Below are 15649 nucleotides of genomic sequence, written 5' to 3'. Positions count from 1 at the left end.
GTCTTTCTTTGCCTTTGAATGGACTGCGCCGCAAAACCGGTCCGCCGCCGTTTAATGGCTGTCCTGATCCAGGAAAGGCTTGTTCACATAGTAGTACATGACGCCCATCAGCACCCCGCCGCCGATCAAATTGCCGAAGGTGACCGGAACCAAGTTATGCACAACACCGCCCCATGAGATCGTTCCTGGGTGGTTCAGCACAAGCGCAATCGCGAAGGTGCACATATTGGCAATGCTATGTTCATAGCCGGAAATGAAGAAACAGAATACGAACAGCACCATACAAAAGAGCTTGGCGCCGTCGGCTTTGAGCGACATCGGCACAAAGAAAGCCAGACAGACGAGCCAGTTACAAAGAATCGCCCGCCAGAATAACTGCGCTGCAGGCGCTGCCATTTTATGCTCAACGACATTTAGCAAAAAGCCGTTTACATTCGCATCATAGAATAAACCCGTCAAATAAATGAGCAGGGCGAATGCCGTTGCGCCCAAAATGTTGCCGATATAGCTCCACACCCACATCCGCGCGACATCCGTCCACTGCATTTTCTTGCGCAGCGCCGCATAGGTGTAATAGAACGTATCTCCCGTAAACAGGTCGCCCCCTCCGTAGGAAATGAGGATGATGGCTGCTCCGAAAGTAATAGCGGCCATAGGATAGGTCATCGGAGAATGCTCCATGTAAAAAAAGTTGCCGGTTTTGAAGGCTACGATAACGCCGAATCCGATAAACATACTGGCCAGCATGGCGCGGGCAATGTAGCGGAATATACTGTTGTGGTACACTTTTTGCTTCTTCAGCGCCAATTGCTCGACTTTCAACAGTGCTTCGTTTTCCATAGATCCTCCGTGGGTTGTCGTATTTTCAGCAGCCTCGGGATAATACGAGCTGTGGCTTATTATACCCAATAAACCGCAAGAAAACGCTTGAAACAACAAACCCCGGAGATTGCCGGATCATCCCTTGGATCAGGGATCGTCGTCGTTCAATTCGGCGATCCCATCCGCCTTCTCGCTGCTGGCCACCACAAGAAGCACGAGAATCAGGCAGCCCAGGATCACGTTATTCCCTCCTCCCCGCATTGCCGCGCCTTGTGGCAATGTATGTGCATGGGAGAAGGATTATGATTGCAGCACAGCAAAAAGACCTGCCGGATACATGGTCAGGTCTCACATCTGTTTGTTGTAGAATAATTAATTCTTAGTTTAAAAAGCTGCTCAGCCCGTCATCCGCCGCGGCCTGTTTCAGCGCCTGGGAGCGGCCCGCTTCATTCTGGCCCAAGCGGTTGCCAAGCTGCGTATTGATCGCTGTCATTTTGTTCGTATAATCCTGACAGCTCTCGATGATCCGGCGGTTGGACTGCTCCGACGTATCGAGGGCGGACATCAGATCGCCGATCGCCTGGTTGACGGCCTCCATGGACATGGACGGCTTGGCCAGCAGCTCGCTCGTCTTCTCCGTCGTTGTGCGCAGCAGGCGCGCATTTTCCTTGAACTGGTCTTCAATCGTCTTGTTCGTCGCCTCCACGGCGGAGATGACATTTTCCTGATCGGCCAGGGACATCGCAATCATCGCGGACACGGTAATCAGGTTGGACGTTTTGTCGATCGCGTTGTTCACGGAGTCGATCAGCTTGTCGTTGTTGTCGTTGATGATATCCGTCGCGGCAATCGCTTGATTGTACAGCATAATCATCTCGGTCATCGACTGGATGCGGGTAACCACCTTGCGAAGGCCGCGTTCCAGATAAGTCTTGCGGTACTCGTTCTCCGGCTTGGCGATTTCCGATTCGAACAGCTCTTTCAGCCTGTTGCCGAAGGCGATTTTGGTCTGCAGGTTATAGATCTCCTCCATGGAGGTGCGCTTGAGCTGGCGCATGTTGACAATGCTCTCTTCCAGCGTGTCTCTGCCGTCCCGAAGGCCCGTAATGATTCCATCGATATTCGTGCGGACGGACTGGTATTTGTAGACATAGTTTTTGAGCGGGCTCTTGCGCAGCATTTTGCCGAAAAAGCTTACATTTTTACTCTGCTGAAGCTCTTCGCATTCGCCCCGCAGTTTCAAAATCATGTTCGACACTTCGCTGCGCTTGCCACTCATCAGTTCGTTCACCGGGCGGTCCAGCAGCTTCAGCGTCTGTCCCGCCTTCTCCTGCGTCTTCACCCCAAGCTTGCCGATATCGTCCATCAGGGTGTCCAGCGCCACGGTATCGGTCTTGGCAACCTTCTCGATCAGCTGTGAGGCTTCCTGAACAACCTTGTCTTCATCTTCTTTTTTCAGTGGAATAATCGGCGTAGACATGGTCTTCCCTCCTATAATTCGGCGCTGTTGTAGCGTTGATGAATCAGCTCCGCTTTACTTTGCAATTCCAGCAGGTCCTTGTGCTCAATCGTAGAGGCAATCTCGGAAATTTTGGAATCGATATCCTTCAGACCGTTCAGCAGCGTCCGCCGGTTTCGGGTCTTCGCCTCGCCGCTGAGCCGCAGGAACGGGTTGATCACACCGTTCAGGTCCTTCAAAATAAGGCGGCGAACGGTATGGTTGATCTCGCCGTTGCCCAGCTCCTGCAGCAGCGGAATGACGCGCTGAAGCCGGGCGAACAGCGCCAGCGACTTCTCCACGATTTCGTTATCGAGCGTATTCTTCTGCCCTTCGGAGATAATCATATCCTCCAGGATGCTCAGGTACTCGACCACAGGTGCAAATTCCGGCACACTCGAAGCCGCCGGTTCTCCCCTGCCGCCGGCCGCTTCACCGGCCGGAGCCCCGGGCCGGTAAGCCGGAGCGCCGGATATGCCGGCCTGTGCCGCCCGCGCGTCGGCCGGGGTGCCGGCAGCGGAAGCCGCCGGCCGGAGCGGATGCGCTGCCGGGGACGGTTCGGCTCCCGCCGGGAGCGCCTCGCCGGGCAGGTTGCTTCTCCGGCTCCTTCCGCCGATTAGTCCGAAAGCCGCACCCGCTGCGGGGAGCAGCAAGGACAGCATTTCCGGCAGCACGGCGCTGGTCACCACCGCCGCGGCGTAACCGATGCCCGCGTATACCAATACTTTCGCTTTATGTTGGATAGCACTCACCTCTTGCACAGCATATTCCTATAACTGACAGCCTGTCTCTTGGAAGAAAAGTAACACTTTCCATCCGCTTTTGTCAATTAACGACATCCGGCGGGGCGGAATTCTCTTTTTCCGTCACGATGACCGGCTGTTCGATATGCGCCGCCAGAATGTCGCGCTGAAGCTCCATCCGCGGCACCTCGCCGCCGAGCGCGCTTTTGACAGCCAGGTAAGGAAAGTTGATGCCGGACAGACAGGAGATATGCAGCCCTCCCGACATCCGGGGATTAATCTCCAGAAGCTTCGGCGTCTCCCCGTTGTATTTCATCTGGATATTAAAATTGTAAGGGAGCCTGTACGTTTCAGCCACCTTGGCCGCGAGCTCCATAAATCCGGCATGGCGCTCAAGCAGCCGCAGACGTCCGCCCGCCTTGCGGCGCGGAACGGCGGCGAGCAGCCTTCCTTCCCCGTCGGCCAGGCAGTCGATGCTGTACTCATAGCCTTCCAGCAGCTCCATGACCATCAGATCCGGGAAAGTCCGGGCCTCCGCCAGAATGCGCCGCGCTTCCTCAAACGAAATTAGCTGCGTCACGTAGCCCAGCAGCTCCTGCAGCGGACTGCGGTTGTTGTCAATGATGCGGAAGCCGAGCCCGCCTTCGGATTCGGTCGGCTTGAAGCAGACGCGATGCCCTTTTGCCGCAAAGTCCCGGTAAGCCGCCTCGAAGTCTTCCGCGCTGCGGACGACATGATAGTCGGGAATGGCCATAATGCCTTTGGCCCTCACATTTTCATAAAAGCTGTCCTTGATCATCACGCTTTCCAGCAGCTCCGCATCCCGGCACACCAGTACTTTCGTCCCGATCTCATCGAACAGATGGGCATGACGTGAAATATCGAGCATATGAAGCCGGGGAATAAAGATATCGATGGCATGGCGGCGGCAGAAATCAACGCAAAACTCTACATACGGCAAGCCCGTAAGCGCAGGCTCCTTCTCCGCCACGTCAGCCCCTTGCAGTGACATATGGTGGATGTCGGGATGAGTCGCGAAAATTCGGAAAGGCATACCGTCCTCATTGCCGCGGATCAGGTTCATATAGTGGTAGGCAACCGAAAACCAGCGGTTGAAATAAACATTTACACTCTTCACTGCGCCTCCACTCCCGTTGCCGATAATCGGTGATATATTTCCCTTACATACCGCAAAATCTCATCGGCGGCGAACACGCCGGACGAATCCGTGAACCGGTACGGCATCTCCGGTCCGTTCTCCCGCTGCGCGTAGATTTCTCCGTGCGGCGGAACGATGGCATAGTCGGCGCTGTCCAGCAGGCACCGGTCCAGCAGCGAATCGCCCGACGCCGCCATCGGCTCGCTTCGGACCGTTCGGCGGACATGGGCGATAGCGTCGCTCTTGTTGACGGCGGCCGGAACGGCATACAGCTTCCGGCCCTGCAGGGAAACCCTCCAGCCGAGTCCGTACAGCTTCTCCGACAGCTCCAACGCCACCTCAATCGGTATCAAATCACGATGTACGACATAAGTGTAGAACAGTCCGTCGCACCAGCGCTCGCTGATGATCCACTCTTCCCGAAGCGCTGCCAGCACAAGCGATCTTACATCGCCTTCGGGAGCGGATTCCGCCAAGACCTTTTCACCGATTCTCTTTCTCCATTCCTCATCGACGGCTCCGTTCACCAGAATATTGCCGCCGTTGCTGGTGACTGCGTAGTCCGGAATCACAGTCTCCCGGAACAAATCAATCCTCCGGTACTGAGCCACGGTCCGTGTCGTTACGGGCATAAAGACGATGTCAGGCGACAGCGCCGTAAGCTCCTTAAGAGCCGTCCTTGAAATATAGGACACGACCCGGCCGTCCCGGATCTCCGCCGGAACGAGCCCGGGCGTATCTTCCGGAACGCCAAGCGCCGCCGGCGAGTAGATTAGCGTACGGTCCAGATCGCTTGCGTAAATCATTCGCTCTCCCCCTTCAGCAGCTTGATGATGCCGCAGCAGGAATAGGACAGACCCGGGAAAATCTCCACCGGAACGCCGCGGTCCTCCGCGAGCAGCATTATGTGACTCAGGTTAGGATTATCTACCCTGTCCACGAGAATTTTCCACGGCATTCGGCGCAGCAGCACCCGGGTCGTCTCGCCTACTCCCGGCTTGACCAGATTAATGTCGTCTATGCCGTATGTTTCCTGGATGCTGCGGATATCCCGCAGCCCCTGCCAGGTCACTGGCGGCGGCGAAGCCAGCATCTCCGCAGCGGACCTGCGGCCTGCTTCTGCGGCGGAGGCGAAACAGGAGCTGACCGTATCGACGAACAAATTGGATACATCTTCATCCAGCCATTCCCTGTAAAATTTGGCGCCGTGAAAGTCTTCCGGGCCGATCAGATCATCCCGCAGCACGGTCCGGCTCATCAGTCCGGAAACGGTGGAATTCAGGCAGGCGCTCGGGATCAGATAATCCTCCCTTGTGCCGAATGTCGCCGTGCAGCGGCCGGGATCGGCCAGTACCGCCAGATCGTCGTCCAACCGGACGCCGTACTTCACGCCGAAGCTCTCGCACGCTTCGATCAGCACCTGCCGGATCGCACCTTTTCCCGTCCAGCCGTCGATGAACTGGAGCTTTGCGTCCGCTCCGTGGCGCTGGAGTATATACAGCACCGCATTGTCATCAATCCCTTTGCCCCGGATGATGGAAATGCTGTAGTGCGGGAGATCCGCTCCGTACATCTCCCTGATATACCTCTTGATCAGCACGCCGACCGGCGTGCCCGCGCGGGCGAGCGAGACCAGCACAGCTTCATGGCCTTTGCGCGCCCAGATCAGCTCGGATACGGCGGCGACAGATTGTGCCACCTTGCCCGCTGACCGGCACAGCGTATCCCGGAACAGATCGACGTACCGGTCTGTCGGCCGGTACTCGGCCGGAAGCATCTCCGAATAGTGGACGCCGGATTGAATGGCGGTTTCCCGCTCCTCCGTCCCCTGTTCCAGAGCAACGCCGCCGAGGTCCTTCAGCAGGAAAGTGACGTCCTCCTGCGCATAACTGCCCAGGGGGACGGGCGGAGCTATTTTTTTGTCCATCCATCGCTGCATCCCGAGTTCCCTCATTCCTCCGCCCCCTCCTCTCCTTCGCCGGACAGCACAATCAAATGAACCCTGCGCCCGGCGAGCTTGTCCAGTACATCCAGCATCGGCTGTATGCGCGAGGCGGGCACCTCCCGTTCCAGCAGTACAAAAATGTCGTCGTACTGCCCGGGAGCAACATTGTAAATATAATTCGTAATGCCCGGATCGCCTGCAGAAGGATAGGCCGCTGCGCTGCGCACGCCGTAATCCGGGGCGGAACCCGGATGAATCGGACTGCGGGTCGTCGACTGGTAGAAGACATCTTCGCCCATTTCGGCGGCCACCCGCATCGGCAGATACATAAATTCGCCCACGCCCAGAACCAGTGACGCGCCTCCTCCGCGCATCGCCCGCAGCTTCCGAGCAATACCCGCGGCGGCTCGGTCAAGCTCCGCATTGTCTTGCGTCCGGATGCCGAATCGGCCGGAGCTGCGGATATACGGCGCGGCATTGATTTCACGCAGCGAATCAATCGAACAGACGGGAAGCCGCTCCATCCCGTCAGCCGTATAGATTCTGACAGAGGACACCCGTTCCACATCGGCTGCCGGAGCCCGGCCTTCCGCCGATTCAAGCAGCGGCGCGCCGCTTACTTCGATGCTTCCCTGAAGCAGGCACAAGGATGTGATTCTAATGTCCAGTTCCTTCTCCAGTTCCCCGTAAGTCTGAAGATTCCGGCCGGTTCTCCAGTCAAGTATTGAAGCAACCACATATTCCTTCCTTGGAAACTTGGACTGGATATCGCGGATGATATTGATGACGGTATTGCCGGTCGTAATTTCATCATCGACGAGAATGACCGGCTCGCTGCCGGACAATAAAGACGGTTCCAGCGCGTAACAGAGATGGTCGACGGCATGCGAATGCTCCTCCTCGAAGCTGATGAAAGGCTGCAAATCCGGGATATCCTCGCGCGTCGTATGAATATAAGCGGCCCCGCCGTCAAACAGCCGGTACATGCTGTGGCCGAGCGCCGTCGCCGTCTCGGCAAAGCCGATAAACAGCGCGGGCCTCGGCAGCACCAGCCTGGCGGCGATGAGTTCGCGGTAAGCCTCTTCCGCATAGGCCGGATGCATCAGTCCGCGCACCGCCCGGTCAAGCAGCAGCTCGGCCTGCTCCGCCGCCGTACCGGCCGCTTCTTCAATGCCGGCCACCGCCTCTTCCGTTATTGCCCCGGCCGTTCCGGCCGTGCAGCAATCGGACTCCGCGCCGGCCGCCCGCAGCTGCTCGCGGTACAACAGCAGTCCGAGCGCCGCGCCGGTCAGCAGCGGCGTATAAGGGTTCACGGGAATGTGCTTGCCCAGCACCTTGCTGACGAACAGAAACGAACGCTTTTTGTTGATTCGGGCGGCCATGGAGAAGAGCGTAGAAACAGGGAGGCGGAACGGGTTGGCGGTTTCGGTTACCTTGACAGACAATTGGTCGACGATATTAAACGTGTGCATATTCGTGTTCGGGCAGTAGTCCGACAAAATGCTGTTCTTCATGCAACACCCCGTATATTTGAGATCGTATCAGTATCCGCTTCGCCCAGTTCAGATGCGGCTTGATTTCATTCATTTTGTTGGTGTACTCGCTCTTGAATACGCCCCGCAGCCCGTCACTGCTCTCCACAATGCCCATTGCATCCACATATTCTTCATGCATGACCGTGTACAGTGCCTGCACGGGTCTCAGGTGGGAGGGATGGATCACCGTTTTGCCGACGATGCCGTTCTCCTTGTCGAGGAGCACCTCCCGGATCAATCCGTCCAGCGCCTTGGAGATATAGCGGTTGCGCATTTTGCGGCCGCTCCGGCCGAATGCCTCCTCGAAGGGAGATTGCCTCAGCTGAGGGCGCAGCACCCGGTGTCCCTTGTTCGCAAAATATTCCCAGACAGGCCCGGAAATCACGTAGCCGTCCTCCATCCGTCCAAACACATTGATAATATCGGCGATGCAGTCGCGGATCGGCGCAAGCTCGTAAATGCTGATGTCGGAGCTGCGGCGAAGACCGAATGCGCTGGAAAAATCAGTTGCGCCGATTCTGACATTCAGCACGTAATCCCGGTAGCCGTAGAGCAGTTGCCGGATCGACAGAAGGTTGTCCAGCCGGCTTTCCCGGTAAATGATCGAAGCGCTCTCCAAAATAGGCATACCGTACAGTGGAGGAGCGCCGACTCTGCGCGACCGGTTGTAATCGGCAAGTGCCTCGAAGTAGTCGCCGCCGTTCTCCGCCGTAAACTTTGGAAAAACAAAGCCGGTCACCAACAGGATCAGGGAGTCCAGTCGGAAAATCAGCCGGCGCAGCTGGAGAGGACTCCGCACCCGGATGAACAGCAGCGGAATGCTGCATCGCTCTTCTTCCGACTTCTCCGCGAGCTCGGCCAACACAGAAAGATGCCGGACGACCATCTCTTCGGCCTGCTCCACCTCTCCGTCCCCAATCGCATCCTCCAAATCCATAATGACGGTGACCAGACCGCCCTTTCTCAGCTTCCATATATCCTCGGCCGCATTCGGGCGGGTAGCCGGCATGTACAGAGCGGCGCCAACGGCATAGGCCAGCAGGGCTTTATCGGTAGTGTGATCAAAACAAACGGGCGGTGAGTAGAAAAGCATTTTTTCCTGATCCGGTGTCAAATGTTCAAAATATCTCAAAGCCCAGCCCTCCCGATCCTAAAATGATTGCCCCTTAAACCGGCTTTGCCGTCCTGTCGGGGACGGCTGCCGTGTTGCTCCGTTTAATGATGCACTTCGTTCTTCGCTTCTCTTCTTCTGCGGCCAATGCTGTACAGAATCGTACCGGTAAAGACGGAGATGATAACGGCAAAGAAGACGATATGGGACATTTCGTATCCGAAAGCGCCGGCCATCATTTTACCGGCAATAATGGCAATCAGCAGGAAAGCCGTCTGTTCCAGTTCGGGGAACTTCTCGATCAGCTTCAGGAAAATCTGCGCGACGCCGCGCATCATCAGCACGCCGAGAATACCGCCCATGAACAGCACCCATACTTCGCTGCTCACGCCGAAGGCGGCGATAACGCTGTCGATACTGAAGGCGATATCCATCAGCTCCACAAGCAGCACCGTTTTCCAGAAGGAAGCCCCCTTATTCTCGACGGAATCGTTACCACCGCCCTTGAAGATTCCTTTATAGGCAATGTAGAAGAGATACAACGCGCCGAGTACCTTGACCAGAGTGAATCCGATCAGATACGTTCCGAGGCCAATAGCCACAAAACGGAACACATACGCGCCTAAAATTCCGTAAAAGAGCGCCTTTTTCTGCTGTTCCTTCGGTAAATGCTTAACCATTACCGCAAGCACAAGCGCGTTGTCCGCCGAGAGCAGTCCTTCAAGGAGAACCAAGCTTGCGATAATCCCCCAGCTTACGGGGTCGGAAAGTGTTGCGATTACATCATGCCACGAGAAAAAATGGCTGTAATTATCACTTATGCTCCTAAAAAAATTTGACAGCCAATCCATTGTCACTTGCCTCCGGTATATTCATATTATTTTCTGCCTGCGACCCGACGCAGTCCCCAGCGGTAAGCTTCGTCCATTTCACGATGTCCGCCGAAATAATGCACCTGCCGCGATGGCGCTAAACTTCCATCCCGCGCCCAATCTATTATAATTCTCCTGCCACTATGGCTGTTTCCCCAGAGAAATAATATTCAAGATCACTGCGATGAATTTCGGCGCCTGCCCGCCGGTTGCCCACCGATTTCCAAATGTTCCTAATATTTTCGAAAAAGGCGGGATCATCACCGACCCCGCCCGAATGCTAGCTCGCGTCCAGTCCGTAGTTCTTGCACAGGGCGCTTAGTCCGCCGCTGAAGCCGCTGCCGACCGCCTGGAACTTCCAGTCTGCGCCATGGCGGTAGAACTCGCAGAATACGACGGCCGTTTCCATCGAGAAATCTTCACCCAGATCATAGCGCAGCACTTCTCTGTTGTTTGATGCATCGACGACACGCACGAACGCATTGGAGACTTGTCCGAAATTCTGCCCGCGGACGTCGCAATCGTAAATCGTGACGCTAATGCCGATTCGGTGAATCTGCGAGGGAACCTTGCCGAAATCGATCAGAATCTGCTCGTCATCCCCGTCGCCTTCTCCCGTGCGGTTGTCGCCTGAATGGGTTACCGAGCCTGCGCCGCCGGTCTGATTGTTATAAAACACGAAGTCGTCTGCGCCCTTGGCCTTGCCATCCTCATAGAGCAGGAACGCCGAGGCGTCCAGGTCGAAATCATTCCCGCCACTGTATTTATTCGTGTCCCAGCCGAGGCCCACCACTACTTGAGTCAGGCCCGGATTGGTCTTGGTAAGATCGATCCGTTGACCTTTGGAAAGGCTTATCGTCACAATCAAAACCTTCTTTCACCTATAGTTTCATAGATTCGGCAGTTCTTGCCGGCAGTTCCATCTATTATTGCAGCCCGTAATCCCGGGTCAGACCGGCCAATCCGTCTCTGTATCCGCTGCCGATGGCATTGAACTTCCACTCGCCCGCGTGGCGGTAAAGCTCGCCTACCACAACACCCGTCTCAATCGAGAAGTCTTCACCGAGATCAAACCGGATCAGTTCCTCATTGTTCACTTCGTTCAGAATCCGTACATACGAACGAGAGACCTGTCCAAAGTTCTGGTTTCTGTGCTCTGCCTCATAAATGGTGATCGAAAAGGCGATCTTCTCCACATCGGCAGGAACGCCCGCAAGGTCGATTTGGATCTGCTCGTCGTCGCCGTCTCCTTCGCCGGTACGGTTGTCGCCGGTATGCACAACGGAACCATTCTCATTCTGTCTGTTATTGAAAAAGATAAAATTGCTCTCTTTAGTTACTTTTCCGTTCGCGTTCGCCAGAAAAACGGAGCAGTCCAGGTCAAAATCCTTGCCGCCGTCATATTTATTCGTGTCCCAGCCCAAACCTACCGTAATTTTGGAGAGACCCGGGTTCGACTTCGTCAAATCGATCTTCTGACCTTTGGATAAATTGATTGCCATTTTTGCATAACCTCTCTTCATTAATGGTATGGGTAAGTCAAAATGCACGAAAACTGCCGTTATACATACCGTTCGGCCAACTGATTGACATGCGCCGCATGACTGCCTTCGCCGATCGCCGCGAACTTCCAATCCGATCCGTGGCGGTACAGTTCGCCGCAGATCAGGGCAGTGAAGCCGGAGTAGTTGTCCGACAGGTTATATCTGACCAGTTCGGCACCGCCCGAGGCATTCATCACGCGGATATACGCCGATCTGATCATGCCGAAATCCTGCTTGCGGTTCACGGCGTCGTAAATGTTGACAACAACCAGAACCCGGTGCACATCGGAAGGGATTGCGCTAAGGTTCACTCTGATTTGCTCGTCGTCTCCGTCTCCCTCGCCTGTCAGATTGTCACCGGAATGAACGACCGAATTACAGGCGCTCTGCTTGTTGTGGAAGCAGACCAGATTGGTCTTCTTCGTGAGCTTTCCGTCCGCGTTCAGCAGCAGGGCCGAGGCATCGCAGTCAACATTGGCCTGCTTCTTGAACCCGAACAGCCCTTTGGATTCGGCGGGGTCCCATCCCAGACCGACGATCACATTCGTCAGACCGGCATTGCCTTTGGTCAAATCGATTTTTTGGCCTTTTACCAGATTAATTCCAGCCAAGCGTTAACCCTCCATTTCGAAAAATCGCTAGGTTGCGCCGGGCATTCCCGGCAAAATAAATATACAAGGTCATACGCGGAGAAACCGAATATGTTTCAATTCCTGACCGCGCACTTCCAATTTTACTTGATTAATAGACAAGATTCTACTTCGCTCCCGGCGGCATCGATGAATCTAATAAACTCTTATATTTTAAGAAGAAACGGCTCCGCCGTCCTCTGGAAGAGGAAGGCATCCATTTCTCGTAAAAATATCAGGTTAAGGATAAGCGCGAAGCTTATACTTTCTGATATTTCAAAAAAAACGGCGGGAATCCCCGCCGCTTACAGCACCTTCGATAAAAATTCCCGGGTCCGCATGTGCTGCGGATTTCCAAACAGCTCCTCCGGCGGCCCTTCTTCCACAATGGCTCCCTGTTCCATGAACAGCACCCGATCGCCTACCTCGCGAGCAAAGCCCATTTCATGCGTGACGACGACCATCGTCATCCCTTCCCGGGCCAGATCCTTCATAACGGCAAGCACTTCGCCGACCATCTCCGGATCAAGCGCCGACGTAGGCTCGTCGAACAGCATAATCTTCGGCTCCATGGCGAGCGCTCTGGCGATCGCCACCCGCTGAGCTTGTCCGCCGGACAGAGAAGCGGGATAAGCCTCGGCCTTTTCGGCAAGCCCGACCTTGTGGAGCAGCTCCAGCGCCTTCTGCCGGGCCCGCTCCTCCGGCCACTTGCGTACCTGAACCGGCGCCAGCATAATATTCTCAATGACTTTCTTGTGCGGGAACAGGTTGAACTGCTGGAACACCATGCCAACCTCGGTCCGCACCTCGTTAATCCGCGTTTTTGTGTCCATCAGATTGACGCCTTCAATGACGATGTCACCCCGCTGCGGCTGCTCCAACAGATTCAGGCAGCGCAGAAAGGTTGATTTGCCGGAACCCGAAGGCCCGATTACAACGACAACCTCACGGCTGTTGATATCAATGCTGATATCGCCGAGCACGGTGTGGCTCCCAAATGCCTTGCTCAGATGTCTGACGGAAATGATCGGTTCCATTTGGTTATATCCTCCGTTCGATATAGGACAGCAGCTTGCTAAGCGAATAGGTGAGAACAAAGTAAATGACCGCCGCCGTCAAATAAGGCTCCCATATCCGCATGTACTGGCCTTTCATCGTGTTACTCCAATACATGATTTCGGGGGCGGCGACGAGCGCCAGCAGCGAGGAGTCCTTCACCAGCACAATGAATTCGTTGCCAAATGCCGGTACCATCCGCTTAACAGCCTGCGGCAGCACCACGAACCGCATCGACTGCCTTCCGGTCATGCCGAGCGACAGCGCCGCCTCACGCTGTCCGGGATCAACCGATTGAATGCCCGCCCGGAAAATTTCCGCCGTATAGGCTGCCGAGTTGAGCGACAGCGCAACGACACCGGAGATCAGCGCATTGGTGCTTCCAAAAAGGGTTGGAACCACCCCGAAATGCACAATCAGGATCTGGACATACAGCGGCGTGCCCCGGAAGAAATTGATGTAGGCCAGGAAAGGCCAGCGCCAGAGCGGACTTTTCAGCATTCTGCCGAAGCCGATGCCCAGTCCAAAAATGGAACCAAGGATGATCGAGGCGATCGAAAAGCCGACCGTATATAAGGTTCCCCTCAAGAATAAGGGCAAATATCCTCCAATGATGTCGAAATTGAAATCCATCTTTCTCTTCCCTTCTCTTCTTTTCGCGGGTAGGCGGGATACCGCCATTCCCCATAAATTATCTCTCTATGAAAAAAAACAAAGCACGCGCAATAGTATTCATTACGCATGCTTGCTTTGCTTGCCTTGCTTACTGTGCGTTCTTCAGGTTCGTCAGGTCGGGAGCTTCACCGAACCATTTTTTGTAGATTTCCTCGTACTTGCCGTTGTCAACTACCTTTTGGATCGCAGGGTCCAGCTTCGCTTTAAGTTCACTGCCCTTCGGAAACAGAATGCCGTAATACTCGGAGCCGAAATTCGGCGTATCCGTGATGCCGACCAGTTTCATGTCCGGATTGTTCTTGATATACTCCCGAACGATCGCGATATCGGCCACCACTGCGTCCGCCCCGCCGTTGTCCAGTTCCAACATCGCTACCGCATTGCTGTCAAAGCGCTTCAGCTTCGTGTTGCCCACGCCCATAATCTTGCTCATCAGCTCATCGGCGGTAGTGGCGGTCTGCACAGCCACGGTCTTCTCCTTCAGATCCAGCGCGCTCTTGATGTCGCTGCCTTCTTTAACCATAATCATGTTGGTCGATTCAAAATAAGGAACGGAGAAATCATACGTCTGCTTGCGGTCGTCGGTAATGGATACCGCGGACAAGCCAGCCTGGTACTCCGTGCCCTGCTTGACGCTCTCAAGCATCGTATCCCAGCCGGTGTTGACCACTTCGTATTTCATTCCCGCTTCTTTCATGACCGCATCGATAAAATCAATATCGAAGCCCTTGATCGTATCCTTATCCATATATTCCATAGGTGCATAGGTAGCGTCGCTCGCGAACTTGACTACTGTTTCGCCATTGCTGCCGGAACTTGCGTTGTCCGATCCGCATCCGGCGATGATCACTACCAGCATCGCGACCAAAGCTGACATGACCCATTTATTTCTGCTTTTCATCTCTCAATCCCCCTGCGAAATTATCAATAGCATAAAGAGATTTTAACAGATTAAAGCGTAGATGACAATTATGTTTTCCCTCTTGTGTTATGTTATATCACATAATTATCGGAAGTTTGTAACATCTACAATTTCGGGACTTATGGCCTCGCAGAAGCGTTTTTCCGAATTCGGCCCGCAGAGTCCAACCTTTTGTAAAAAAGAGCACTGTCAGGTTTCCGTTCCCTGGGTCAGTGCTCATGTTATTCAATATCTTAGGCGCCTGTTAAAAGGTCAGATCCCCGTCATAGGAAGCGATCAGTCGATACAGCTCCGGACGGCGGTCGCGGAAAATGCCCCATTCGATCCGCCCCGTCTCCAGTTCGTCCAGATCGAACTCGCCGACCAGCACGGTCTCTTCGCCCCGTCCGGCCTCGGCAACTTTGTTGCCCTGGGGACCGGCGATGAACGAGGAACCGTAAAAGTTGATGCTCGACTCTTCGTCCTCTTCACGCCCGATCCGGTTGGACGCCACCACGGGAATCAGGTTCGCCGCGGCGTGGCCGAGCATGCACATCTGCCAGTGATCCTTCGAGTCGATGGCGCTGTCTTGCGGTTCGGAGCCGATTGCCGTCGGATAAAACAGTATCTCCGCACCCATGAGTGTCATGACGCGCGCCGCTTCCGGGTACCATTGATCCCAGCATACGCCCACCCCGATTTTGGCGTAGCGGGTGTTCCATACTTTGAATCCGGTGTCTCCGGGGTTGAAATAAAACTTCTCCTCATAGCCGGGGCCGTCCGGAATGTGGCTCTTGCGGTATTTGCCAAGAACGCTTCCGTCGGCGTCGATCACGGCCAGGGAATTGTAACGCGCATAGTTTTTCTTCTCGTAGAAACTGATCGGAAGCACAACCTTAAGCTCTTTCGCCACCTCTTTGAAATGGTTTACGGCTTTGTTCTGCTCCAGTTCAGTCGCATATTCATAGTAATCCGATTTTTCCTTCTGGCAGAAATACGGCGTCTCGAACAGCTCTTGCAGCAGAATAATCTGCGCTCCCTGCGCGGCCACCTCCCGAACCAGCTTATCGGCTTTGGCGATATTTTCATCAATGCTGCCGGAGCAGCTCATCTGCGTCGCGGCTACTTTTACTTTTCTCAAGCTTATGTCCTCCTTGTT

The 15649-nt window shown here is 55.0% G+C and carries 16 protein-coding genes; all 16 read right to left on the bottom strand.

The features are described 5' to 3' along the window. Positions 1 to 51 precede the first annotated feature (51 nt). Positions 52 to 840, bottom strand: coding sequence for a formate/nitrite transporter family protein (locus PUR_RS01775; RefSeq protein WP_179033764.1), 789 nt, complete (start codon positions 838 to 840; stop codon positions 52 to 54). Between the two features lie 361 nt (positions 841 to 1201). Next, on the bottom strand, positions 1202 to 2302 hold the full coding sequence (locus PUR_RS01770) for a toxic anion resistance protein (RefSeq protein WP_179033763.1): 1101 nt from the start codon (positions 2300 to 2302) through the stop codon (positions 1202 to 1204). A gap of 11 nt (positions 2303 to 2313) precedes the next feature. After that, on the bottom strand, positions 2314 to 3063 hold the full coding sequence (locus PUR_RS01765) for a hypothetical protein (RefSeq protein ID WP_179037701.1): 750 nt from the start codon (positions 3061 to 3063) through the stop codon (positions 2314 to 2316). Between the two features lie 82 nt (positions 3064 to 3145). Continuing rightward, positions 3146 to 4201, bottom strand: a complete 1056-nt coding sequence (locus PUR_RS01760; protein WP_179033762.1) for an ATP-grasp domain-containing protein — start codon at positions 4199 to 4201, stop codon at positions 3146 to 3148. Further along, the gene (locus PUR_RS01755; protein WP_179033761.1) at positions 4198 to 5028 is read right to left on the bottom strand and encodes an HAD family hydrolase; all 831 of its coding nucleotides are present in this window, start codon (positions 5026 to 5028) and stop codon (positions 4198 to 4200) included. Before PUR_RS01755 ends, PUR_RS01760 begins: the two co-directional genes overlap by 4 nt. Next, entirely contained in the window at positions 5025 to 6176 is a 1152-nt protein-coding gene (locus tag PUR_RS01750) for a cysteine protease StiP family protein (protein WP_179033760.1), read from the bottom strand. Before PUR_RS01750 ends, PUR_RS01755 begins: the two co-directional genes overlap by 4 nt. Further along, a complete protein-coding gene (locus tag PUR_RS01745) occupies positions 6173 to 7681 on the bottom strand; it encodes a phosphoribosyltransferase family protein (protein WP_197970117.1) in 1509 nt (502 codons plus the stop codon). Before PUR_RS01745 ends, PUR_RS01750 begins: the two co-directional genes overlap by 4 nt. Then, positions 7626 to 8834, bottom strand: coding sequence for an HpcH/HpaI aldolase/citrate lyase family protein (locus PUR_RS01740; RefSeq protein WP_232101675.1), 1209 nt, complete (start codon positions 8832 to 8834; stop codon positions 7626 to 7628). The genes PUR_RS01745 and PUR_RS01740 overlap by 56 nt, the downstream gene beginning before the upstream one ends. Before the next feature lie 83 nt (positions 8835 to 8917). Further along, complete coding sequence (locus PUR_RS01735) at positions 8918 to 9664, bottom strand: TerC family protein (RefSeq protein ID WP_179033759.1); 747 nt, start codon at positions 9662 to 9664, stop codon at positions 8918 to 8920. 301 nt (positions 9665 to 9965) lie between these two features. Continuing rightward, the gene (locus PUR_RS01730; protein WP_179033758.1) at positions 9966 to 10547 is read right to left on the bottom strand and encodes a TerD family protein; all 582 of its coding nucleotides are present in this window, start codon (positions 10545 to 10547) and stop codon (positions 9966 to 9968) included. A 64-nt stretch (positions 10548 to 10611) separates the two neighbouring features. After that, complete coding sequence (locus PUR_RS01725) at positions 10612 to 11187, bottom strand: TerD family protein (RefSeq protein ID WP_179033757.1); 576 nt, start codon at positions 11185 to 11187, stop codon at positions 10612 to 10614. A gap of 59 nt (positions 11188 to 11246) precedes the next feature. Then, positions 11247 to 11840, bottom strand: a complete 594-nt coding sequence (locus PUR_RS01720; RefSeq protein ID WP_179033756.1) for a TerD family protein — start codon at positions 11838 to 11840, stop codon at positions 11247 to 11249. 323 nt (positions 11841 to 12163) lie between these two features. Further along, positions 12164 to 12886 (bottom strand): amino acid ABC transporter ATP-binding protein, encoded by a 723-nt coding sequence (locus PUR_RS01715; RefSeq protein WP_179037698.1) that lies wholly within the window; start codon positions 12884 to 12886, stop codon positions 12164 to 12166. A gap of 13 nt (positions 12887 to 12899) precedes the next feature. After that, complete coding sequence (locus PUR_RS01710) at positions 12900 to 13547, bottom strand: amino acid ABC transporter permease (protein WP_179033755.1); 648 nt, start codon at positions 13545 to 13547, stop codon at positions 12900 to 12902. A 130-nt stretch (positions 13548 to 13677) separates the two neighbouring features. Then, the gene (locus PUR_RS01705) at positions 13678 to 14490 is read right to left on the bottom strand and encodes a basic amino acid ABC transporter substrate-binding protein (protein ID WP_179033754.1); all 813 of its coding nucleotides are present in this window, start codon (positions 14488 to 14490) and stop codon (positions 13678 to 13680) included. A 265-nt stretch (positions 14491 to 14755) separates the two neighbouring features. Beyond that, positions 14756 to 15631, bottom strand: coding sequence for an N-carbamoylputrescine amidase (gene aguB, locus PUR_RS01700; RefSeq protein WP_179033753.1), 876 nt, complete (start codon positions 15629 to 15631; stop codon positions 14756 to 14758). Between the last annotated feature and the right edge of the window lie 18 nt (positions 15632 to 15649).

This window comes from Paenibacillus sp. URB8-2 (genome assembly GCF_013393385.1).
Lineage (GTDB): Bacteria > Bacillota > Bacilli > Paenibacillales > Paenibacillaceae > Paenibacillus_AQ.
Note: the sequence above shows the minus strand (reverse complement) of the source record. Positions and strands in the feature narration are given on the sequence as shown.